At 39.1% G+C, this 21,308-nt stretch carries 24 protein-coding genes and 1 tRNA gene; 16 read left to right on the forward strand and 9 right to left on the reverse strand.

What is annotated here, in order from left to right:
* The first annotated feature begins 58 nt into the window (after nucleotides 1-58).
* From V7O67_RS06005 to V7O67_RS06015, 3 genes are all read left to right on the forward strand, one after another.
* Entirely contained in the window at nucleotides 59-1,705 is a 1,647-nt protein-coding gene (locus V7O67_RS06005) for a DUF835 domain-containing protein (protein WP_342305757.1), read from the forward strand.
* A 112-nt stretch (nucleotides 1,706-1,817) separates the two neighbouring features.
* Nucleotides 1,818-2,516: an ATPase domain-containing protein gene (locus tag V7O67_RS06010; RefSeq protein ID WP_342305756.1), complete on the forward strand. Its 699-nt coding sequence runs from the start codon at nucleotides 1,818-1,820 to the stop codon at nucleotides 2,514-2,516.
* 70 nt (nucleotides 2,517-2,586) lie between these two features.
* A complete protein-coding gene (locus V7O67_RS06015) occupies nucleotides 2,587-3,009 on the forward strand; it encodes a hypothetical protein (protein WP_342305755.1) in 423 nt (140 codons plus the stop codon).
* Here the strand turns inward: V7O67_RS06015 and ftsA are convergent.
* Complete coding sequence (gene ftsA, locus V7O67_RS06020) at nucleotides 3,006-4,361, reverse strand: coenzyme F390 synthetase (RefSeq protein WP_342305753.1); 1,356 nt, start codon at nucleotides 4,359-4,361, stop codon at nucleotides 3,006-3,008. The genes V7O67_RS06015 and ftsA overlap by 4 nt on opposite strands.
* Nucleotides 4,362-4,379: 18 nt before the next feature.
* Nucleotides 4,380-6,497: a thioredoxin domain-containing protein gene (locus tag V7O67_RS06025; protein WP_342305752.1), complete on the reverse strand. Its 2,118-nt coding sequence runs from the start codon at nucleotides 6,495-6,497 to the stop codon at nucleotides 4,380-4,382.
* Between the two features lie 255 nt (nucleotides 6,498-6,752).
* Here V7O67_RS06025 and V7O67_RS06030 point away from each other — a divergent pair, with 255 nt between their 5' ends.
* A complete protein-coding gene (locus V7O67_RS06030) occupies nucleotides 6,753-7,463 on the forward strand; it encodes a PKD domain-containing protein (protein ID WP_342305751.1) in 711 nt (236 codons plus the stop codon).
* Nucleotides 7,464-7,510: 47 nt separating this feature from the next.
* On the opposite strand, the gene V7O67_RS06035 is transcribed toward V7O67_RS06030, so the two are convergent.
* Nucleotides 7,511-7,990 carry a hypothetical protein gene (locus V7O67_RS06035; RefSeq protein WP_342306536.1) on the reverse strand — a complete coding sequence of 160 codons (480 nt, stop codon included), beginning with the start codon at nucleotides 7,988-7,990 and terminating at the stop codon, nucleotides 7,511-7,513.
* Nucleotides 7,991-8,135: 145 nt separating this feature from the next.
* Between V7O67_RS06035 and queC the strand changes: the two genes are divergently transcribed.
* The 6 genes from queC (at nucleotide 8,136) to V7O67_RS06065 (ending at nucleotide 12,544) form a co-directional block, all read left to right on the forward strand.
* Nucleotides 8,136-8,831: a 7-cyano-7-deazaguanine synthase QueC gene (gene queC / locus V7O67_RS06040; RefSeq protein ID WP_342306535.1), complete on the forward strand. Its 696-nt coding sequence runs from the start codon at nucleotides 8,136-8,138 to the stop codon at nucleotides 8,829-8,831.
* A gap of 32 nt (nucleotides 8,832-8,863) precedes the next feature.
* Nucleotides 8,864-9,421, forward strand: coding sequence for a DUF366 family protein (locus V7O67_RS06045; protein WP_342305750.1), 558 nt, complete (start codon nucleotides 8,864-8,866; stop codon nucleotides 9,419-9,421).
* Nucleotides 9,421-10,137 carry a 7-carboxy-7-deazaguanine synthase QueE gene (locus V7O67_RS06050; RefSeq protein WP_406671232.1) on the forward strand — a complete coding sequence of 239 codons (717 nt, stop codon included), beginning with the start codon at nucleotides 9,421-9,423 and terminating at the stop codon, nucleotides 10,135-10,137. Before V7O67_RS06045 ends, V7O67_RS06050 begins: the two co-directional genes overlap by 1 nt.
* Nucleotides 10,134-10,481: a 6-carboxytetrahydropterin synthase QueD gene (gene queD, locus V7O67_RS06055; RefSeq protein ID WP_406671428.1), complete on the forward strand. Its 348-nt coding sequence runs from the start codon at nucleotides 10,134-10,136 to the stop codon at nucleotides 10,479-10,481. The genes V7O67_RS06050 and queD overlap by 4 nt, the downstream gene beginning before the upstream one ends.
* A gap of 82 nt (nucleotides 10,482-10,563) precedes the next feature.
* Entirely contained in the window at nucleotides 10,564-11,496 is a 933-nt protein-coding gene (gene nifB / locus V7O67_RS06060; protein WP_406656732.1) for a nitrogenase cofactor biosynthesis protein NifB, read from the forward strand.
* Between the two features lie 76 nt (nucleotides 11,497-11,572).
* Nucleotides 11,573-12,544, forward strand: coding sequence for a methanogenesis marker 2 protein (locus V7O67_RS06065; protein ID WP_406671234.1), 972 nt, complete (start codon nucleotides 11,573-11,575; stop codon nucleotides 12,542-12,544).
* Nucleotides 12,545-12,582: 38 nt separating this feature from the next.
* Here the strand turns inward: V7O67_RS06065 and V7O67_RS06070 are convergent, their stop codons facing one another.
* Nucleotides 12,583-12,891 carry a hypothetical protein gene (locus V7O67_RS06070; RefSeq protein WP_342305745.1) on the reverse strand — a complete coding sequence of 103 codons (309 nt, stop codon included), beginning with the start codon at nucleotides 12,889-12,891 and terminating at the stop codon, nucleotides 12,583-12,585.
* A 140-nt stretch (nucleotides 12,892-13,031) separates the two neighbouring features.
* Here V7O67_RS06070 and V7O67_RS06075 point away from each other — a divergent pair, with 140 nt between their 5' ends.
* The 4 genes from V7O67_RS06075 (at nucleotide 13,032) to V7O67_RS06090 (ending at nucleotide 14,896) form a co-directional block, all read left to right on the forward strand.
* Nucleotides 13,032-13,730: a radical SAM protein gene (locus V7O67_RS06075; RefSeq protein WP_342305744.1), complete on the forward strand. Its 699-nt coding sequence runs from the start codon at nucleotides 13,032-13,034 to the stop codon at nucleotides 13,728-13,730.
* Between the two features lie 150 nt (nucleotides 13,731-13,880).
* On the forward strand, nucleotides 13,881-14,192 hold the full coding sequence (locus tag V7O67_RS06080; protein ID WP_406656738.1) for a DUF5611 family protein: 312 nt from the start codon (nucleotides 13,881-13,883) through the stop codon (nucleotides 14,190-14,192).
* Nucleotides 14,193-14,233: 41 nt separating this feature from the next.
* On the forward strand, nucleotides 14,234-14,740 hold the full coding sequence (locus tag V7O67_RS06085; protein WP_406656739.1) for a chorismate--pyruvate lyase family protein: 507 nt from the start codon (nucleotides 14,234-14,236) through the stop codon (nucleotides 14,738-14,740).
* An 84-nt stretch (nucleotides 14,741-14,824) separates the two neighbouring features.
* Nucleotides 14,825-14,896, forward strand: a tRNA-Thr gene (locus V7O67_RS06090).
* A 92-nt stretch (nucleotides 14,897-14,988) separates the two neighbouring features.
* Here V7O67_RS06090 and V7O67_RS06095 read toward each other — a convergent pair.
* Nucleotides 14,989-15,267 carry a hypothetical protein gene (locus tag V7O67_RS06095; RefSeq protein WP_342305741.1) on the reverse strand — a complete coding sequence of 93 codons (279 nt, stop codon included), beginning with the start codon at nucleotides 15,265-15,267 and terminating at the stop codon, nucleotides 14,989-14,991.
* A 473-nt stretch (nucleotides 15,268-15,740) separates the two neighbouring features.
* Between V7O67_RS06095 and V7O67_RS06100 the strand changes: the two genes are divergently transcribed.
* A complete protein-coding gene (locus V7O67_RS06100; RefSeq protein WP_342305740.1) occupies nucleotides 15,741-17,300 on the forward strand; it encodes a hypothetical protein in 1,560 nt (519 codons plus the stop codon).
* A gap of 278 nt (nucleotides 17,301-17,578) precedes the next feature.
* On the opposite strand, the gene V7O67_RS06105 is transcribed toward V7O67_RS06100, so the two are convergent.
* From V7O67_RS06105 to V7O67_RS06115, 3 genes are all read right to left on the reverse strand, one after another.
* Nucleotides 17,579-18,094 carry a hypothetical protein gene (locus V7O67_RS06105; RefSeq protein ID WP_342305739.1) on the reverse strand — a complete coding sequence of 172 codons (516 nt, stop codon included), beginning with the start codon at nucleotides 18,092-18,094 and terminating at the stop codon, nucleotides 17,579-17,581.
* A 2-nt stretch (nucleotides 18,095-18,096) separates the two neighbouring features.
* The gene (locus V7O67_RS06110; protein ID WP_342305738.1) at nucleotides 18,097-19,170 is read right to left on the reverse strand and encodes a hypothetical protein; all 1,074 of its coding nucleotides are present in this window, start codon (nucleotides 19,168-19,170) and stop codon (nucleotides 18,097-18,099) included.
* A 360-nt stretch (nucleotides 19,171-19,530) separates the two neighbouring features.
* A complete protein-coding gene (locus V7O67_RS06115) occupies nucleotides 19,531-19,689 on the reverse strand; it encodes a hypothetical protein (protein ID WP_342305737.1) in 159 nt (52 codons plus the stop codon).
* Nucleotides 19,690-19,803: 114 nt separating this feature from the next.
* On the opposite strand from V7O67_RS06115, the gene V7O67_RS06120 reads away from it, so the two are divergent.
* Nucleotides 19,804-19,938: a DUF2080 family transposase-associated protein gene (locus V7O67_RS06120; protein WP_406671235.1), complete on the forward strand. Its 135-nt coding sequence runs from the start codon at nucleotides 19,804-19,806 to the stop codon at nucleotides 19,936-19,938.
* Nucleotides 19,939-20,225: 287 nt separating this feature from the next.
* Here the strand turns inward: V7O67_RS06120 and V7O67_RS06125 are convergent, their stop codons facing one another.
* Nucleotides 20,226-21,296 (reverse strand): tyrosine-type recombinase/integrase, encoded by a 1,071-nt coding sequence (locus tag V7O67_RS06125; protein WP_406671237.1) that lies wholly within the window; start codon nucleotides 21,294-21,296, stop codon nucleotides 20,226-20,228.
* Nucleotides 21,297-21,308: the final 12 nt, after the last annotated feature.

Consider the following 21,308-nt stretch of genomic DNA (forward strand, 5'->3'; position numbering starts at 1 on the left):
ATTGATGTATGTTTGTCTGGACAACAGATGTTAACAGAACTTCTTACGAGTGACAGGGATGAATGGACAAAAAAAGGGAAAAGTGCTGATAGTCGATGACGAATCACTGAACGTCAAGTTGCTTGAAGCTTATCTCATGCATGAATATGATATAATTTCCGCATCTGGTGGAATTGAAGCACTGGGAAAAGTGGAGTCACATAGTCCGGACCTTATTCTTCTTGACTTGATGATGCCTGATATCACTGGCTATGAAGTATGTCAAACATTGAAAGATTCTGAAAAAACCCGCTTTATTCCTATTATAATGGTCACAGCCCTCTCAAGTCTGGAAGATCGCATAAAAGGTATCAATGCCGGTGCAGATGACTTTTTAACAAAGCCACTTGACAGGATCGAGATTAAGACAAGGGTAGGCTCTCTTCTTAGAATAAAGAAACTTCATGATGAGCTTGTAGCTGAAAGGGATCAGGCACAGAATTATCTCGATCTTGCAGGAGTTATGCTTCTCGTTCTTGACGAAAACGGTATTGTCCGTTTAATCAACAGAAAAGGCTGTGAGATACTTGGATACACTGAAGATGAAATTACTGGAAATGACTGGTTTGATAGCTACGTGCCTGATATTTTCAGAGAAAATGTCAGAGACGTATTTAAAAAGTTAGTATCTGGTGAAAGCACCGCAAACGGAGATTTTGAAGTACCATTTCTCAACAGCAAAAAACAAAAAAGGATAATGAGCTGGAACAATATTGCGATAAATGGCCCAGGGTGTAATGTGAATGGCTTGCTTATTTCAGGTGAGGATATTACAGAAAGACTTGAAGCCGAATCTAAAATAAGAAGAGCAAATGAATATTTGGATAATCTTTTAAAAGCATCACCAATTGCAATATTATCTCTTGATTACAAAAAAGATATCATTACTGCAAATAAAAATGCTGCAGACCTTCTTGGTTATGCAGTCAGTGAGCTAATTGCGAGACCTATAAGGGATTTTGCAGAAAATGTTGATCTGCTGGATTTTGCTGACAAAAAACATTTTGAGATGATATTTTTCACAAAACATGGTGAAAAAGTCAGAATGAATGTTTCAACTTCTCTTCTTACAGATGATGATGGAAACCAAGGACTCATTGTTACATTGCAGGACCGTTCCCGGCTAAGGGGCATATTCATCACTCCTCTTACTGAAGATGTTGAAGGGAACACGAAGAGTAATGAAGTCGAGATGGAAAGCGGTTATATGTATCTTTCAGACTGTGAGGATCCTGTAAAAAGTTACCAGTTGTTCTCTGATCTTGTCAGGAGTGGAAAACCAGGTCTTTGTATTACAAGACATAACCCGGATAAGATTCGCAACACGTATGGTATCGCAAAGACACCAATTGTCTGGCTGACAAAAAACAAGATGAATGGTCAACAATCTATCGATTCAACTGAACTTTTCAAGATATATCCTACAATAGCTGATTTTGTGAGTAAGATAGATGATGGTGTCGTTCTAATGGATGGTCTGGAGTACTTGATACTTGATAATGACTTTCTATCTGTGGTAAAACTGATAGAGCAGACCAACGATGCTATTATGGCTTCCAGTTCTAGAATGGTTTTACAGCTCGATCCAAATGTACTGGAAAAGAAAGAGTTCCACTTGCTTAAAAGATGGATGAGGTCTGCATCCGGGGATTCTATCGGCTTATGAAGAATTGAACCATATTTCGATAATTTTATAGTTTTCTCCATTAAACATTTATATTATTTTAACTCTATTATTATTACTTCTTCTTTGAATGTATGGAGGAAAGAGGGGTATTATGCGATTTGTGGACACTATAGATGGTTTGAATGAGGTTTTTGAGACTGATATACCCAAAAACAGTGTTGTGCTTGTAACCGGTGCGGCAGGTACTTTAAAGTCAGGTTTTACTTTTCAGGTTCTTTCTAATTATCTGGAACAGCAGGATGAATATGGCTTATATATAACATTTGAGCAAAGCAAAGAGAATCATCTTCAGAATATGGATAGTATGGGAATTTCCCTATCTAAAAAGCTACATATTTCAGATTTTAGTGACTACAGGGTCGTTTATGATGATTTTTCAGATGATCTTTTGACTATTCTGGAAGAGAATATACTTCAGTTCAAAAAGGAAATTGGAGATAAATGCACATGTGTAGCTATAGATTCCCTTGGTGCGTTATACTCTCTTTTGAATGTGGAACCTCAGGACCTAAGAAAAAAGATGTATAGACTGCTTGAAACCCTGAGACGCGAGGAACTCACAACATTTCTCATCCTTGAAGAAGAGAAGCTATCCGGTATATTTGATCCATCAACTGGTATGGAAGGTTACCTTGCAGATGGTATAATTGAGTTGGGACTACACCTTAAAGGTAATGTTGCAAACAGGTATCTGAGAGTACGAAAAATGCGTTCTGCTTCTCATAGTATGGAACCCTGGATTTTGGCAGTATCAGAAAATGGCCTTAAGGTCTACAAGGGTAATTTCTAAAACCTAATACGAATATTTTTATATATTCCATACTAAGCGTATTGTTGTTATTAATAGGGGTGTGAAGGATATGTTTTCTGAATTCAATAATGCTTTTATCAATCTATTGTTACAATTTCTGTCTGTTCTTGTTCTGGTCATTGCCCTGTCCCAGGTATCAAAAGATCCTTCTGGAAAGCACTGCAAACTTGTAAGTGTTGCAGTATTGTTGCAATTGCTCTCTATAATTGCGTTCATGTTCCCTTCGATGTCGACACTTACCGGGATAGGAGTAGGCTCTTTCCTGAAGACTCAGATGTACCTTCATCATCTCGCTGGCTTGCTTGTTATTGTTTTCTCGGTATACATCAAACTTGCAGTTGATGGCAGGATAAGATCCATCGTTAATCCGTTCAATCTCATGAAAATAACCCTCGCAATATGGGTGCTTGTTTTCATCGGTGGTATCAGTCTCTACCTGTCACTTTGGGAAGGCATATCGTTTTTTGACTAACGTCTGTCTACGATACGCTTTGGTCTTCCTTTGACACGGTAGAAATCCAGCTCCCCAGGATTTGTGTAGTTAAAGAGAATGTTCAGACTTCCGTCAATATATGAATTCTCCAGGTTTTTCTTATAGGCAAAGAATGACCTGAGGAAGTTTTCCTTGATAAGTTCTTCATCGCAGTCCTGAAGATCATTGCATTCCATGCTGACCCTCAGGGTTGTTTCTCCTTCATCGTCCCCTCCATAAAGGAAAGCCTCATATTCGCCAGTCAGATACTCCATGTTCTCTCTCTGGAATACGCCTTTTTCGATATCAACACGATTAAAAGGGGTGCCTGAAACCCAGAATGTTTCAGCTTCCCTTTCAGGATTCATTATCTTCATATGGGTCCTGCCACAAGCGCATTCTTCACGGCTAAGTACTACGGTCGTATCTTCAGTATCATAGTTAAGGAGTACATTTCCGCTCTTCGCTCCAACAGGTAACAACGTTGTAAGTACAACTCTGCCGCATTCTCCATCCTTTACAAATTTATTCATATGCGGGTCATATACATCCAGGTGAACAAGGTCTTCAGGAACATGCAAGCCACTTATGTCCGTGCACTCTCCGCACATGGTTCCCTCGGTACTTCCGTATGTGTTGTAGACATCACAATCCCATATTTCGGCAACGTATTTTCTTGATTCTTCTGCAAAGCTTTCTCCGCCTATAATAAGACGTTCAATGCTGGATCTTGCAGGATCCATTCCCTGCTCTTTCATTCTTTTTGCAAGATGTATTAGCTTGAAGATGCTTCCGACAATGGAAGTTGGTTTGTATGTTTCCATGATTCTGATGGGGAAAGTACATTTACCTTCAGGGATGATGGTCATTCCGATGTTTCTGGCTGCAAGTGTCATTGTGTTTGCACCTACGTTCATTCCATAGGAAGCACAAACAATAACCCGGTCGTTCGTTCCAAATCCCTGTGACCGGAAGCTTCTGGCATATTTTTCTGCATATCTTTCCCAGTCTTCCCATGTAAGGAAAAATGATTTGGGTGTTCCGCTGGTGCCACTGGTTTCGTGTACTGTGAACACATCTTTCCAGTCCACCATCCTGAATCCGAAATCATCTTCTACGGGTGGCTGATTTTCACGAATGGTCTTCCCGGATATGTTCGGAAGTTCAAGGAGATCTTCATGTGACCTGATATCAGAAGGTTTAACACTGTGTTCCCTGAACCATTTCTTGTAGAACAATGAATTCTCTGATGCATATTTCACAGTGTACCTGATCCTTTCATCCACCAGGGCATCAAGTTCACTTCTGTCCATGGTTTCAATATCCGGGTTGTAGAATGTCCTTTTTGACATATTCATCAGTCTCATTGTTTAAATGTGTGAAAGTTTTTCTATCTGCTCTTTTATCTTGTTTATATCATTGGAAGGCAGTTTGCAGCTTTGATTCTGGCATATATGTAATGTAGTCTTACCATCTATCATTCCCATGTCCTTTGTGTAGACTGCAATATCTGTTATTCTTTCCCTGTTTTTTTCCGGTTTTAAAAGCAGAACCTTTTCGGGTATGAACCTTTCATTTATGGATAAGATCATATTTTTGGTGTCAGTATTTTCAAGATTACCGACAATGACTATCTCCAGAGAATCTTTCATGGCAAAGTCCAGAGCAGACATAAATTGGGTATATCCAATTGGAGTAGTGCTTACTCTTTCTGAGAATGCCTGTATGGTTCTGTGGCCCACACTTTCAAGTTCATGGTCTGCTGTTATCTTTGAAAGCTTCAGGATGTTTAAAGCGCATACAGAGTTTCCTGAGGGAATGGCACCGTCATATACTTCCTTACTTCTGAATATGAGTTCTTCTGCTTCGTCGGATGTATGGAAGAATCCTCCATTTTCACTGTCACTGAAATGCGCTATAAGGTAGTTGTTTAGTTTCAGTGCATGTTCCAGGTAACTGGTATCAAAGTTTGTCTGGTAGAGTTCTATAAGTCCCCATATGAAAAATGCGTAATCTTCAAGGAAAGCATCTATGGCAGCTTCTCCTTCTCGATAGCGGTGCTGCATCTTTCCATCACTTTCTGCCATTTCCTTAAGGAAGAAATCGGCTGTATCTTCAGCTATTTTTACATACTCTGTATCATTGAAAGCCTGTGCAGCTTTACAGAGTGCAACAATTATCAGTCCGTTCCAGTCAGTAAGTATTTTATCATCCTTGGAAGGATGGATACGCTTTTCGCGGTCAGTGAATAGCTTTTGTCTTGAATGTTCAACAGACTCTATAATATCTTCCACGTGGTCTGCCTTTTTGGAAATAATGTCCTGCATGCTCTTTGTCATGTGGGGTATATTGTTTCCAGTAAGTTCTTTTTTGTGTTCTTCAGCGAAGTTGCCTTCTTTTTGAATATTGAAAATACTCGTGAAAAGAGTGGCATCTTCTTTTCCAAGAATTTCCTCAACCTGTTCTTTCGTCCAGATGTAAAACTTGCCTTCTTCTCCTTCACTATCTGCATCTTCTGCTGAGTAGAATCCTCCTTCCGGTGAAAGCATATCTCTTTTAAGGTAGGTCAATATCTCTTTTGCAGTAGTCTTGTATTGTGGATCTGCTGTTGCCTGATATGTTTCTGCCAAAGCGATTACCATCAATGCCTGGTCGTAGAGCATTTTTTCAAAATGGGGGACAAGCCATTGTCTGTCTGTTGAATATCGGTGGAATCCAAAACCTATCTGATCGAAGATTCCTCCCATACGCATTTCAGTTAATGTTCTTTCCACCATTTCCAGTGCATTTGCATTGCCTGAGCTTTTCCAGTATCTCAGGAGGAATGTAAGATGATGGGGTGTTGGAAATTTAGGTGCTCTTCCAAAGCCCGCATGGACATTATCAAAAGTATTTGATAGCTGTTCGAATGCTTTTTTCATTACCTCTTCATTGATAGTAATTTCCTGTTCTTTTTTCCCGGAAGCTGATACCGCAGATGTTATGGCTTCAGCGCTATTGAGAAGTTCTTCTTTTTTGTTGATCCACAGGTCTTTTATGGCCGGAATTAGTTCAAGCATTCCCGGATTTCCATATCGGCTTTCTCTGGGGATGTAGGTGGCGGCATAGAATGGCTTTTTTTCCGGAGTCATGAGGATTGTCAGTGGCCAGCCTCCGCTGCCAGTGAGTGCCTGACAAACTGACATATATATGTTATCAATATCAGGTCTTTCTTCACGATCCACCTTAATAGAAACGAACGAATCATTCAAGACCTCTGCAACGTCATTGTTTTCAAATGACTCTTTTTCCATAACATGACACCAATGGCATGTAGAGTAGCCAATTGAGAGGAATATCGGTTTATTCTCTTCTCTTGCTTTTTTAAAAGCTTCTTCTCTCCATGGGAACCAGTCTACAGGGTTGTGGGCATGTTGCAGCAAGTAAGGGCTTTTTTCCTCTATCAACCTGTTATTTTTTTCTGAAGTATTGTTATTTTCTTTAATCAATCTGTCACTCCCCGCTTAAAATTACTTTATTAACAATATATGTTCTCTTTAGTTTGAAATACCCTTCCTGTGATTATTCATTTGATGGATATGTTTGTGTTTTCCACAAACGTTGCAAATTGCGTGTATCATAATGATGGTGATATTTTTAAAATGTACGAATATTTATATAGTACTCTCACTTTACCTAACTTAAGTAGTATTATTTCGTAACAATGTTTCGAATAAGGATTAAAAAAGAATGGTGGTACAATTATGGATAAACGGTTAATTTGGTCGGTTGTTATTATGCTTGCATCAGTTCTGCTGGTTAGTGGCATGATTAATTTCCAGGCAGGTTCAGCACAGGACACCCCGGATGCTGATAGTTCAGGTCCTGCAATAGAGGACTCTGTAACTATGGCTCAGAAAGCATCTTCTACTCCGTCAACAAAAACAGAAGTACTCTACAATAATTCTAGCAGTGCGGCCCCTGTATCAGCTCCTACCATGATGTATTCAGGTGGTTCAATGAGTGCTGAACCAGCTCCTAAATTAACGGTTACATCTGGGTCAGATGACAATAATGATTTAATCATTAAAGCTGATTTCTCCGTAGAAATAAATTGCCTGACTGCCAATTTCACTGACATGTCAGAGAATGTAACTTCCTGGGAATGGGACTTTGGAGATGGTACTAACTCAACTCTGCAGAATCCAGACCATACTTATGCAGTAAATGGTTCTTACACAGTTAGCTTGGTTGGTTCCGCTTCAGATGGGTTCAATGCTTCTACAGAACAACTCGTAGAGGTCGAAGATTGTAGCTCTTCCGAACCAGTAGAAGAAGAAAAGAAGGAAGAAGAAAAAGAGAAGGAAGAAGAAAAAGAGTATCCTGTTACACAGGCAGTTCCTGAGTTCCCTACAGTTGCGATTCCGATGCTAGCAATTATTGGAATGGCATTCTTCTTTGGTAGAAAACAATAAAATCAGAATTGAATCTGAAAAATACGAAAACCGCTGAAAAGCGGTTTTTAATACATTATTTTTGCAAATCCACCGATTTTGTCCTTGCAGATATTTGCATGTTTTTCTTCATCTTTTATTAGTTGTTCTATATCCTGCAAGAATTCGATTTGATCTACTTCATTAAGAAATAGCTCTTTGATCACATCTGAATTGGTATTTTTAATATCATTGTACGCATTTCTTGCAAGTATTTCGTATTTCATTATTCTCTCGAACATTTCGTTACTTGCCATACCTTCAAAATCAAAGATATGTTTTGGAAGTCCCGGTGGGCATGTTTCCGGTATAGTTACATTTCCTTTAATTAACCATTTCTTAATGGTGTCTCCATGCCTGTCGGAGTCATGGGACAATATTTCAAGTGCAGCTACGCTGTCATCCATCATCTCGATACGTGCTTCCCATGTACCTAATTGCTCCATTTCTGCTTCTATCCAATACATTCTCTGGAGTAATTTCTCAAGGGTTGTTTTATTGTTGATCACTGGCAAAATGATTCCTCTTATTTTATATATGGCATTTTTATATTTATTTCTTTTGAAGATTTAACGATGAGTATTTATACTCAGAACTATATTGAGTATTCCTTCAATATTACTTCAGTATTATTTGACACACGGAGGATTATCTATCAGTGCAATTGCTTTGTTAAGCAGTGGTCTTGATTCTGTCACTGCCATTGCTGCAGTTCAGGAACAGATTGGAGTTAAGATGGCTCTTATATTCAACTACGGGCAACGTTCAGTAGAGCGTGAGATCCAAAATTCGGTGAAGGTCTGTGAACACTTTGGGATTGAATATCGTATTCTTGACATACGATGGATGCGAGAGATAACCAATACATCCCTTGTCAATACGGACATGGAAGTTCCCTCGCTTAGCATGGAGGAAATATCAGACAATGCTGATCCTTCGATAACAATTCAGTCTGCTAAAGCCGTCTGGGTTCCAAACCGAAATGGCATTCTTATAAACATCGCAGCAGCTTTTGCTGAAAGTATGGGTTGTGAGTATGTGATTGTAGGTTTCAACAAGGAAGAAGCTGTGACATTCCCGGATAATTCTGCTGAATTCATCACTGCAATTGACGATTCCCTTTCATACTCAACAGCAAATGGTGTGAAAGTACTTGCACCTCTTATAGGGTTGGACAAAAAAGAGATCGTTGCAAAAGCTGTGGAGCTAAGAGCACCACTTGAGTTTAGCTGGAGTTGTTATCATGGCGAGGATATTCCTTGTGGTGAATGTGAGAGTTGTACTCGAAGAAGAAGGGCTTTTGAAGCTGCAAGTATTCAAGACCCATTGCTTGTAAGGCTCGGGATATGACCCGGACATTTGATACTTTTTGGTGCGATAAAATGAAATGTATAATTCTTGATAAAACGACAGATTATGACGGCAGCCAGATATCATCACTCTGGGCCTATAATCTTGCAGACGTCCAGGCTGACTCCATCATTGCTTTCAGGGGAGGCTGTGATGTTAAGATCGAACATATGATCGATCTCGAGGACAAGAAGCAGGGCGATATGATATTTTCCACTGACATGGTCCACTTCATCATAGAACATTTTGATTCCACTGACCTGAAACTGGTGTATGCAAGGCAGAGATTGTTTACGGCAATAGTTGCAGAAGTACTTTCAGAATACCGCAATGACCTTGTTAGAAAAGGTGATGACCTTTTTGTGGATGACAAAAAACTTACAGTATCTATTGCAAGCACATCAGCCGTTTCACAAAAAATTCACTTCGGAATAAATGTCGTGCACGATTATTATGGTAGTCTTGAGGATATTGGAATTAGCAGTGCTGATGTGGCTGAACTGATGGAAAAGATCGCTAATTGTTACTATAATGAATTTATTGATATTGAGATGGACCTTCGCAAATCAAGGCCATTGGATGTGATCTAGTGTTCGCACCCATCAATGAGATATTTTGCTCAGTGCAGGGTGAAGGCCCGTATGTAGGGTGCAGGCAGGCCTTCGTTCGATTTACCGGGTGTAATCTTAATTGTCATTATTGTGATACTCCTGTGGAAGCAACGAAGTTCTGCAGGGTTGAGAAAAATGTGGGATCCAATGTTTTCCAGGACATTGAAAATCCTCTTTCGTCGGATGAGGTTAGCGATATCGTAAAGTCATTCTCTGGCTTGCACTCAGTCTCACTAACAGGCGGTGAGCCGTTGCTTTATGCGGAATTCATATCCTCCATAGATGTGGATGTACCTCTCTATCTGGAATCTAACATGACCCTGCCTCATATGGCTAAAAAAATAAAAAACAGTCTGTCATATGTTTCCGGTGATGTGAAACTTTTACCTCATTCATCGCTTGATGATCCGGAGCTTCATCTTGACAGGACTATCGAGTGCTTCAGAAATTTGAGGACTACGCAGGACAGGGATTGTTTCTGTAAGATAGTTGTAACAAAAGACACACCAGTTGATGATATCGAAGGTATTGTCGGTGCCATATCCGGCTATATATCCAGCCTCATACTGCAACCGGTGACACAGAAGGACATGCAGCCTGAACCTGGCTATCTGCTTGGTTTGCAGGAATCTTTCCTTAATGATATTGATACTAGAATAATACCACAGACCCACAGGATGTGGGGGTGCCTATAATGAAAATGAGACTCGGAATAATAGATTATATTGACAGTGCCCATTATCTTCCGGAGCATGCTACCTGCGGAGTAGTTCACGGCCATACCTACAAGGTTGAGGTCGTTATCGCGGGAGAAAAGAAAGAGAGTGGAATGGTAATGGACTTCTACGAGATTAAAAAAGTAGTAAAGGAAGTTCTGAAAGAGTATGACCATGTCCTGCTGAATGAGATACTGGAGTACCCAAGTGTAGAAAACCTGTGTGAACATGTTCACACTAAGCTTTCATCCCGACTTGACTACCCGCTATCCGTAAAAATGTGGGAAGGCGAAGGCAAGTGGTGTGAAGTAAGTACATGTTAAATTAGAAGTTTATACAAAACTATATCTATGAGTTTACCTTACAATTAGCCGTGTTTATTGGAGCTGCCAAGGAGCTGTAAATATGGAAAATAAGGAATCAGGTACATGTGAAATAGAAATTTCCAGGGACGCGGATATCAAGAGAGTGATAGCACAACATCCCTGTTATTCCAAAGAAGCCCAGCATAAGTTTGGGAGAATCCACCTGGCAGTTGCTCCGAAATGCAATATTCAGTGTAATTATTGTGACCGTAAGTTTGACTGCGTTAATGAAAGCAGGCCCGGTGTGACCAGTGAAGTGCTGACTCCTGAGGATGCTCTTGATAAGACAAGGCAGGTACTCAAAGAGTACCCTTTTATCAAGGTAGTAGGCGTTGCGGGTCCCGGTGATCCTCTTGCAAACGATGAGACTTTTGAAACTCTGGAACTAATCAAAAATGAGTTTCCTGATGCAACACTTTGCCTGAGTACTAACGGACTGGTGTTGCCTGAGAGAATGCCTGATATTCTGAGAACGGGAGTTACTACGCTAACGGTAACAATGAATGCTATCGATCCTGAGATTGAGGCTCAGCTGATAAGTCATGTTTCCTACAAGGGAAAGATTTACCGGGGTACTGAGGCGGCTGAGATCCTGATAAAGAACCAGCTGGAAGGTATAAGGCTTGCAGTCGATGCAGGTCTTGTCGTCAAGGTAAATACTGTGCTTGTTCCGGGTATCAATGACAGACACATAATTGAGGTTGCAAAGAAGATCAACGAGCTTGGTGTTTTTATCATGAATGTGATGCCGCTTATCTGCCAGGCGATGTTTGCTGATATGGAGGCACCTTCTCCTGCAGAATGTAAAGCTGTTCAGGATTCATGTGCACCTTATGTGCAGCAGATGAGACACTGTCGCCAGTGCAGGTCCGATGCTTTCGGCCTGATCGGAAAGGATCTCTCACAGATGAGTGAAGAGCGCAGAAATATCATTAAACTTGACATGAAAAAGAAGTCAGATGAGGAGGCTTAGGCCTTTTCACTGAAATCCACTCTGCTTGTGTCGTAAAACTATCTATTAATCATATCATTATTGTGCAGGTGTTTTTTTGTATATTGAAGAGCTTGCGGAAAGCATCAGGACTTTTGAAGGTGTAACTCGTAAAAAACCGATATCAGATATCGTTCGTATCTTTGAAACTGTACGTCCTGAGTATAGTGATGCAATTGTGGATTTCGGGGATGATGCAGCGGTAATCGATATTGGGACCGATGATGTTATACTTTTCGCGGCAGATGCCATATGGGGCAAGATAGTCAACAAAAGTCCATGGTGGACCGGTTATACATCCGTGGTTGTCAATGTGAATGATATCTCAGCTATGGGTGGAAGGCCTCTTGCAATGGTGAATGTCATGTCTTCCGATGATCATAGTTCTACCGAAGAGGTAATGAAAGGAATCAGGGACGGTATCAAGAAGTTCGGAGTACCCATGGTCGGAGGGCACATGCACCCTGACACACCTTACAATTCTCTTGCGGTTTCGATAATTGGTATAGCCAAAAAAGACAGCGTTATCAGGAGCGATACAGCAAGTCCGGGTGATGTTGTCATTGCAGCTTATGATATGGACGGAAGGGTCGGAAAGAACTCACCTTATAGTTGGGATACTACATCATTCAAGGAGTCGGCTGTTGTGCGTGAAAGGTTCATGGTCATGCAGGAGCTTGGCGAGAAAAGGCTCGTGACTGCGGGAAAAGATATAAGCAACCCCGGAACTATCGGTACGCTGGGCATGCTTTGTGAGGTAAGCAAAGTAGGAGCATCCGTTGATATCAGGAAGATACCAAGGCCTGATAATGTAGACTTTGAGCAATGGCTTAAGATATATCCTGCTACGGGCTATATACTGACGGTAAAAGAGGAAAAAGCTTCTCAGTGTGTTAAGATGTTTGAGAATGCTGGTCTTAAGGCTGCTGTTATGGGTGAAATTAATGATAGCCAGGTCATTGATATTTATGATAACAGCGGGAAAGCTATTGTCTTTGATCTCAAAAATGATACAATTACAGGTATTTGAAAGGACTGGCTACTAAGCCTGTCCGTTTTTATTAAAATTTAATCGCTTTCTATCCAGGCTTTCAGTTCTTCGTGCAGATACTTTTCAGCAGCTTGTACTTGTTCCAGGACACCCCTGAGGACGATAACTTCTCTATCATCTGTTTCTACAATGTGAACTCCTATTTTTCTTCCATGTGCTTCAAGCTCGAATTCTTCCACAAGGTCGTAGATTATGTATGAAGGAGTTCCAGGTGGCATTATAAGATCATAGAGATTTTCCAAGTCCTGTACAGCAGGATCTGCTTCTATTTTGCTTTTTGTTCTTTCAAGATCCTCAAGTTGCAGTTTTTTTACCAATGTAATCACCGTCTATTCTGGTTGATGGTGTAATATACATAAATAGTAATCGCTGTGTTTAACAGGGTTTAACTATTAATAGTGTTAGTTGCAAAAATGTATCTGGTTTGAGTGTGCTTGAAAGTACTTGTGACATCCGGAGGGAATGAATGAGATTAATCGATTTATCAGATGAGAAAGGGCAGATCAGGGTCGAGTTTGGTGGATGTAACATGAAATGTCCGTATTGTGTTCACATACATCAGTCTGTGAAGGAGTGGACTGTTGGTGAGGTGGTGGATTATGCGAGCAAGTCTACTACTGAGAATGTCTATCTTGGGGGTGCAGAGCCAACTCTGCAAAAAGATCTTTTGCCACTGATTGAGGAGCTTCACGGTGTTGGTAAGCGTGTTATACTGAAATCAAATGGTATGAAACCTGATATTCTTGAAGTTGCGCTTCCTTTTGTTCATGGCTTTGTGATTGAGATAAAAGCTCCCAGTGATGATATAAAAGGCATAATGGAGCTTACGGGTATGTCAGATGAACGTAGCACAAAGTATGTGGGGCTTCTTAAGGAGTCTCTGATCATCGCAAAGAAAAAATGGCTGAGGGTCTGGATAAGGGTAATACCTGAATATGTGAATGCTGATACGATGCCACGTATACTACCTGATCTTGAAGGCGCTTCTGAGGTTATGCTTTACCAGTTCATGAGTAATCCGGAATTCGATCTTCCATTTATGGGTCATGATAAGCCGGCTCCTTCCTGGGGACAAATTAAGAATCTGGGGGAAAGTGTGTTAAAAACAGTTCCTTTGGTCAGGGTTGTTGGTGAAAGAGGTCAGATGGTGTTGCAGGAAGAATAATGCTAAGGATGTTACAATTTGTTTGAAGATGTTTGTGAAGCTTCTATCTTTGAATGACTTGACTGATAACCAATAGGATTAAAAATAGTGTGATGCATGATATATACTAGAATTTTATTCAATTTAAGCTTATAATAAGGGATGATACAAATGCAGGAATACAAGTTAAAGCGTGGTTTTAAACCTGATATGGATAGGATATACGAATGCCTGAATGATGCTTTTCCGAGTGACATCGAGAAAGAAGGTGAAAAGTTTGTTGTTTCTTATGGTGTTCTTTCCAGCCTGACTGTATGGATCGAAGGTAAGAAACTGGCTGTTGATACGGTCTCCGATGCTTCCGTAACTGATGATGAGCTTATTCTGGATTCAAATAAGCGTTTCAGGGATTTCCTTTATAGTGCTACAGGTTACACTGCTAAGGAGCGTCTGAAGCAAGCAAAGAAGGAAGTTTCCAAATAAATCCCCTTGGCCCGTTGTGCCAGCTTTGGAAAATTACTAACATGAATTTTATTGAAAAACTGAAGAGCTTTGATATCCCCACATGTCTGAGAGTATGTGCAGGAACTGACGGCTCGGTGACCTTCCTGCTGGAGATCATGACCAAACACGAAACTGCGGTTGTGACCGAATACCAGCATATCATTCCGGCAGATGAGAGGATGGCAGGGATTTTTGATGTTAAGGTAGGCGCGGATATTAATGATCGTGTTGTCACATTAACGGCAGATGATATTCCTTACGTATATGCCCGCTCCCTGTCCCCCATTGAAAAAATGCCAGAAGGCGTGCGCAATGACATGATGAGGGCCGATATCCCGATAGGAAAGATTCTGCGTGATCACAATATCGAGACACGCAGGGACTTTGAGAATATTGAGCTTATCGATCATGAACCTCTTTTCGGGATGGATACTGTACTCTCCCGATCCTATCGGATCGTGCACCACAATGGTGTCCTGATGTGGATAAACGAGCGATTCCCGGTGGATTCCCGCTGGGAGCTATAACCTTTTATAAGCTCCTGTTTTCCGACCGAAACATTATTAATTGATTCTGCATATTATGGGGAAGCACCCCACTACTCATTCTGTGCCTCGGTGGCTTAGGGGTATAGCGCGTCCTTGGTAAGGACGAGGTCGCGGGTTCAAATCCCGCCCGAGGCTCTATCTAGTTTTGGTTCAAAGCCCATATTTTGGTTGTTGCGTAGTTATCAGAGTTTTTGAATAAATAACTTTAGCTTTGGGACAATTAAAAATTATCTATTTTGTAATTCTATTAGTGCTGACAGCTTCTTTTCGATAGATCCAAGCCTCGTTTCAAGATTGGATTGGACAAAATGTTGTGCAACTGAATTCTCATCAACATCTTCATCAAAAGAGATTACAAACACTGGTTTTCCACTAGAATCAATCTCATAAACGTATGCAGTCTCTCCTATAATTTCTGAGTATGACTGCGGCAACCTCACCATTGGATATGAAATATTTGCCTTCGGTTTGTGCTGTGTAACTTTAAATTTACCTATTGATTTCATTATCTAACGCCTCTATATTTGTAATGTACAATAGTTGTACAACTATAATTGTGCAGTGTTACAATATATACTTTTCGTAGCAACTTCGTCGGTATAAAAATCGTGACTATAAGCCGCGATTGTACAACAATCTATATATAAAAGGCGAATCTCACGCATAGGGTTGATGTGTTTTGTGTTCGTGTTTTTTTTTGCGCGGGCCTTCTGGTGGCCTAATATTCGGCCGCCACACATCTTTTAAAAATCCTGCACAACTAAAATGCAGCGATTTAGAATCGTTTATGAATAAAAAGTCCTCAAACAATTTGGGGCAATAGTCAAAAGCATCTCTGCGGATTGAATTTTTGTTCAGCCCCCTCCGTTTAGATATGCTTAATCTTTTTTACAGGGGTGATCGTGGATAATGCACTCAATATGCATGAGCTTTGCTTTTGGCAAAATAAGACATTGGAAACAATGTCTAGGAAAAGAACATGAATAAAGTTATAGATGAAATAAGAAAGGATGGTTTCCATATTGATGAAAGTGAGGTGATTCCACAAGAGGAACTAGCTGAAATGGTAAGAATAGCACGTGAGAGGCGCAGAGAAGCTAAGGAGAAAGAAGATTCAATAGAATCTGAACTTGAAGAAGAAGAACCTGTTCAAGTCAATGTAGAGACAATTAACAGGTCCTTTGTAATCACTGAAGATAGAATATATCTGAGTGTCAGAGATAAAGTCGGCTGGCCCGAGTTCGCATATCTGGAAAATGGCCAAATATCCTATGCCCCTAGCATTCAGATAGATGGACAAGTTATCAATCCTCAGGCCCTTCCGTTCCACAATGGTTCTTATGTGCCAATTGTCGGGGTGCCGATATCGGAGTTCATTAATGAGGCGCCGGATGTAGAACCTAATGAATTGTTTGACTTAATCCACAGTCATATGAAGAGGTACATCGATGCCCCTGATATTGATATGGAGATGTTCATCCATTATGTCTTGTTCACATGGTTCTACAAGAAGCTTAACACGACTCCGTACTTACGCTTCATTGGTGACACAGGAAAAGGAAAGTCCCGCTTTTTGAAAGTTGTCTCCGACCTTTGCTTCTACCCAATAACTGCAGAAGGAGCAAGTACTTCAAGCGGAATCATGAGATTTAATGAGCAGTGGCATGGTACTCTGAAAATAGATGAAGCAGATTTCAATGGCGGCGCTGAGAGTGAGATAATAAAATACCTCAATCTTGGTTTTGAGGATGGGCATCGGTTTATGAAAACAAACAAAGCCAACCATCAAGAACAGGATTTCTTTGATCCTTTCGGCCCCAAGGTCATTGCGATGCGAGAACCTTTCAAAGATAATGCCACTGAGGGGCGTTTGTTATCTTTTGAACCGAGAGAAACTACAAGAAAGGACATCCCACCAAATCTACCGCCCGAATACAACGAATATGTTGAACAGATTCGCGGCACAATCACTCGCTTTGTATTACGGAACTGGAATCGTGTTGACCCCAACAACCTCATAGATTGCCGCGATATGGAAATAGAAAGACGCTTAAAACAGCTAACTACTCCTTTATCATTAACGCTGCAACTGCTGCCTGAAGGGGAAGAACGATTCAGGAACTATATGGACAGGCGCCAGGGCGAGCTCAAGGAAATACGTGCTCGCTCATGGGAAGGCGGGATGTTTAATTGCCTGTTTAATCTTGCAACAGGTGAAGAAGAACCGCATCCTGACTTAGCTCAATTCGTTGAGGATGATGGAATTTTGGCTGTCACGCCTACAATGGTTGCAAAGGGTTATGGGACTACTGCTAATACTGCAACCCGAGCTCTAACAAGTATGGGAATGGTAATTGAGCAAAAGAACGTGAAAATACAAGGAAAATCTAAGAAAACCCGGCTGTATGTCGTGCCTGATGAAAGTGTCTGGAGAGAAATTGTCCAACGGTACTATTACACGGATGAAGAGTCGGATGATAAATATCCAGACTGCCCCGAGGTGTTAAAAGCTAGGAGGTATGGAGTAAGTATGAATTGATGGAACAGATGGTACACATGGAACACTTGCTAGGAGTACAGTGGGGTAGAATGCATGGTACACATCTACCCTTATATTAATATCATGTTTTAATAATAATACATTGTACTACTCAATATCATGCATCACACTGTATAGATATGAAGTGTTCTAACTGTTCTATGTGTTCCTTGAGCTAATTAATAGAACTATAAAACCACTAAACTCATACTTAGTAATTATTCAAAATTCACAATCATACGCAAGATATTAACTCGATATCCTTTAAAGCTTCTAGTTCATTTGCAAACTGCATAAAAACCCTTCATAACAACCAAAAGCATCACAATAAAATGGAAAAACAAAAAATATTGTAGTATTAAATATGACATAAAAATAGTTGCCTTCCAAAAAATAACCTGTTGTGAATATATAATCATTGGATTTAACCACGTTCCAATAATAATCATAACTACAAGCAATACTCCAATTAATATGGTGTAGAATATATTTGCAAAAACTCTTGACTTTAAGGATACTGCTATTGAGTATTTTGTTTCAGTAGCTTTCAATATAACAGACACGTTTATTAAAAAACCAATAATAATTGATGCAAATGAAACAATGTAATTAGATTGTGCAATATTGCAAAAATCAATAAAGAAAGGGGTTATGGACACTAGTATCGAAAAAAGATATGGTATCAGTAGTATCCACAAAAAAATATGGGAGCTGTGTGCTCCGCTACTTTCTAATTTAGAGTAGTTATCTTTTATTATACTAGATACATCAAAAATCATTGAATTGTTTGCCATAATTATCTATATCTACTAGCAATACTAACCGAATACTCTTTGGCTTTATTTGCAATATATCTATGGGCAATTCGTCCATTACTGTTTATGACATCATCATCTTCAAATGCATAAGATTCTCTAAAATCTAAATTCTCATAAGTAATACCAACTGTGAATTCTTTTTTATGAGTGCTAATTTTTACTTTAATTTGTTTTAACTCAGAATTAGTAATTTCATAAAAAGGGGTATCCCTAGTGTTTGAAAATGCTTTCTTTAAAGAAGATGTGACTTTTTCTAGTTTATCATATGGTACTAAGCTTTTATTCTTAGATGCAGAAAGTGATAAATTAAAATTTTTCAGATTATCGATATCAATCTCATAATTTCCATCTGGTAAGGCTTTTTCTGCTTCATCTCGTGAGACATCCTGTGAAACAAATATTATATCTGTAATTCTATCCTCTCTTTGTACGATATCTGCTAGTTGATGACACATCAAAGGCTTTATTTCAACAATAATATCTTCATCAGATAGTTCATTTAATTCAGATTTAATCAAATGAGTTAATATTGTTTTGTAGCCCTTCCCAGAATAAGTTTGAGCAATTAAATATCCTTTATTCCGTATCAATTGATCTTGAAAGTAAGTGAACGTCATATCAAAAACGGGAGTTTTTTCACTATCAATAGACTCTGCATCAATAGCGCCAGTCTTTGTATCCATTATACTTCTTATTATCCCATACTCTCCATAATAAACAAGTGATTGAATTATAGTCAATTCACCAATTTCCCCACCCAGTTCTTCGGCAATTATTTTTTCTAAAAACACTTTACTCTTGATGGCATCTTCTTCGTTTTCTGCATCTAACTCTTCAGTATCTTCTTGCTTTAATTTTGGAAGGCTTTCAAATTTGAGTGCTTTTTTAGATGTATCTTCCAAAAATGGCTTTTTACTATATTTTATCAATGAATCTTTTATAATATCAATTAATGATGTACCCGTCCCAAATAAATCAGATATATCTTCATCTTCGGCTGAGTATTTTTGCCTAATTTTAATTATATATGGACTTAAACTAATTTTGGACATCGTAAATACTTCCTAAATTATAAGGATTTGAAATAAATAATTAATAGGACAATATACAACTTTAAATGATGTGTAGTAATAAAAAGATTTCTAAATGTTCTCGCAGTCTGAGATTGGTTACCTTATGACATGTAAAATACAAATTTTTCAAGATTATAAGCACACAGAATTGATGAAATGAACTAAACTATTATTACCAGATAATTGATTGAAATAGAACATATGGAACACTTGCTAAATGTACAAAAAGGTAGTTGCGGCCGTATTTAATCCAAGCCCGTGCGCTCTGAAGTATACTACATTTCCACAGGTAAATGTCTAAGTGTATAAGATACTTTATCTAATGAGTAAAAAACATAACTATGCCATCCCCATTGCAGCAACCTCTTCAACTGGCACTTCAACAAGTTCCGGCTTCCTGCAATGTGTGCAGATTATTTTTCTGGTTTCTTTGTCTACTGAAGGAAAGTACACGAACTTTCCACAGCTAAAGCATATCCATCTTGATCTTGTTGACATGATTTGTTTCCTCCTAAATAGCTACAATGTAGCTACATGTATATATAATTGTCGCTACATTATAGCTACAAAATGGCCGCAAATCATTTAATATGTGAATACATTGTAACCACAATGGAAATCAAAACAGATGCGTATCAAGTAATTGAAAAAACTGTAAAATCGAGTGGTAATTCAGGAAGAGTTTATGTTCCTAAAGAATGGGTGGGCAAAAAAGTAAAGATTTTACTTATGGAACCACTTGATTAGGCCCGCGCATTGCACTGTACAGATATGAAGTGTTCTAACTGCTCCAACTCATAAAGTAATTGCGAGAAGCTTAGGCACCAATCAAAGTGGAACAGATAGAACACATGGAACACTTGCTAGGTGTACAGTAAGATAGAATGCATGGTACGCTTCTACCCTTTTATTAATATCATATTTTTATAATAATACTATAGTGTACGACTCACATCATACATTGCACTGTATAGATATGAAGTGTTCTAACTGTTCCATGTGTGTCTAATTTTTATAGTAGTCACTCGAACAGATTACGATTCAAGAATCTGCTTCATTTTTTCCTCTATTAATTTGTTGATTTTTGATTCCATTATTGATGAAAAATCAATGTTATTTATCGTGCTTTCATGTTGGCTTTGATTTGTAGATGTATCTTTTCCAGTTGTGACTCCGTTAGCCTTTAGAATAGCATCATCAACATCTCTTCCCGAGAGGTGAACATAGACAGCAGGCATATCTGAGCCTTGTACCCATCCAAAATATAGGTTCATTTGAGCTTCAGTCAAATAGTTAGCCATATATGTACATCTGGAATGACGGAAAAGATGGGGATGAACCTTTTTGTTAATTCTGGCTTTCGTCGCTATTTTCTTAAGTCTCATGCGGATTGCATCATATCTTAGCATCTCTAAGGAATCACTTTTCTTGTCAAATTTAAACCAGAGTGGAGCATTTGGATTTTCCCTCTCAGGGTGAACCTTCAACCATTCTTTGAGGTACTCAACACTCCATACAGCTCTGACCCTTCTGAAACCTGTTTTGCCGTTTAGTTTAATGATTGCACCGCGCTCATCAAAAGTAAGATGTTTAATCAGCAAATTTCCAACTTCACCCACTCTTGCTCCGATATCCCATAGCAAAGCAATTAGGGCCTCATCTCTTTTGTTTGTTGAATGATCAATCAATCTCAGTATTTCTGACTCTGTTAGGATATCCTCTGGCGATTTCTGATTTTTCTTTTTTATAGTTGTGGATATCCATTTTGTTGGGGCTGGATTGTCTTCTTTAAACATCCATTTATAGAATTTCTTCAATGCAACTTTATAATCATGTTTTGTCCACTCACTTTTATCTGACCTTTCTAAGCTTGAAATGTATTTTCGGATTTCCTTTTCGTCAGCTTTATCAAAATCAAGATTCAGTGACAAAGCAATGTTTTTTAATGATGAGATGTATTTCAAAACTCGGTGTTCACCTAGTCCTTCAGTAAAGCAGTAATCAGCAAAGAATGCTATTAATTCTTTATTTACGGCCGATACATTGGATTTCTCTAAAGATTCTAGCCTTGCATTTATGTTTATTTTATAGATTCCATTACTCATATTTTCAATCCT

The sequence above is a fragment of the Methanolobus sp. ZRKC4 genome (assembly GCF_045291305.1).
GTDB lineage: Archaea > Halobacteriota > Methanosarcinia > Methanosarcinales > Methanosarcinaceae > Methanolobus.

What these genes read in the sequence shown, in the direction of transcription:
- V7O67_RS06005 (WP_342305757.1), top strand. Translation starts at nt 59, where the DNA reads ATGAATGGACAAAAAAAGGGAAAAGTGCTGATAGTCGATGACGAATCA.
- V7O67_RS06010 (WP_342305756.1), top strand. Translation starts at nt 1,818, where the DNA reads ATGCGATTTGTGGACACTATAGATGGTTTGAATGAGGTTTTTGAGACT.
- V7O67_RS06015 (WP_342305755.1), top strand. Translation starts at nt 2,587, where the DNA reads ATGTTTTCTGAATTCAATAATGCTTTTATCAATCTATTGTTACAATTT.
- ftsA (WP_342305753.1), bottom strand. Translation starts at nt 4,361, where the DNA reads ATGTCAAAAAGGACATTCTACAACCCGGATATTGAAACCATGGACAGA.
- V7O67_RS06030 (WP_342305751.1), top strand. Translation starts at nt 6,753, where the DNA reads ATGGATAAACGGTTAATTTGGTCGGTTGTTATTATGCTTGCATCAGTT.
- V7O67_RS06045 (WP_342305750.1), top strand. Translation starts at nt 8,864, where the DNA reads ATGAAATGTATAATTCTTGATAAAACGACAGATTATGACGGCAGCCAG.
- nifB (WP_406656732.1), top strand. Translation starts at nt 10,564, where the DNA reads ATGGAAAATAAGGAATCAGGTACATGTGAAATAGAAATTTCCAGGGAC.
- V7O67_RS06075 (WP_342305744.1), top strand. Translation starts at nt 13,032, where the DNA reads ATGAGATTAATCGATTTATCAGATGAGAAAGGGCAGATCAGGGTCGAG.
- V7O67_RS06080 (WP_406656738.1), top strand. Translation starts at nt 13,881, where the DNA reads ATGCAGGAATACAAGTTAAAGCGTGGTTTTAAACCTGATATGGATAGG.
- V7O67_RS06085 (WP_406656739.1), top strand. Translation starts at nt 14,234, where the DNA reads ATGAATTTTATTGAAAAACTGAAGAGCTTTGATATCCCCACATGTCTG.
- V7O67_RS06095 (WP_342305741.1), bottom strand. Translation starts at nt 15,267, where the DNA reads ATGAAATCAATAGGTAAATTTAAAGTTACACAGCACAAACCGAAGGCA.
- V7O67_RS06100 (WP_342305740.1), top strand. Translation starts at nt 15,741, where the DNA reads ATGAATAAAGTTATAGATGAAATAAGAAAGGATGGTTTCCATATTGAT.
- V7O67_RS06105 (WP_342305739.1), bottom strand. Translation starts at nt 18,094, where the DNA reads ATGGCAAACAATTCAATGATTTTTGATGTATCTAGTATAATAAAAGAT.
- V7O67_RS06110 (WP_342305738.1), bottom strand. Translation starts at nt 19,170, where the DNA reads ATGTCCAAAATTAGTTTAAGTCCATATATAATTAAAATTAGGCAAAAA.
- V7O67_RS06115 (WP_342305737.1), bottom strand. Translation starts at nt 19,689, where the DNA reads ATGTCAACAAGATCAAGATGGATATGCTTTAGCTGTGGAAAGTTCGTG.
- V7O67_RS06120 (WP_406671235.1), top strand. Translation starts at nt 19,804, where the DNA reads ATGGAAATCAAAACAGATGCGTATCAAGTAATTGAAAAAACTGTAAAA.
- V7O67_RS06125 (WP_406671237.1), bottom strand. Translation starts at nt 21,296, where the DNA reads ATGAGTAATGGAATCTATAAAATAAACATAAATGCAAGGCTAGAATCT.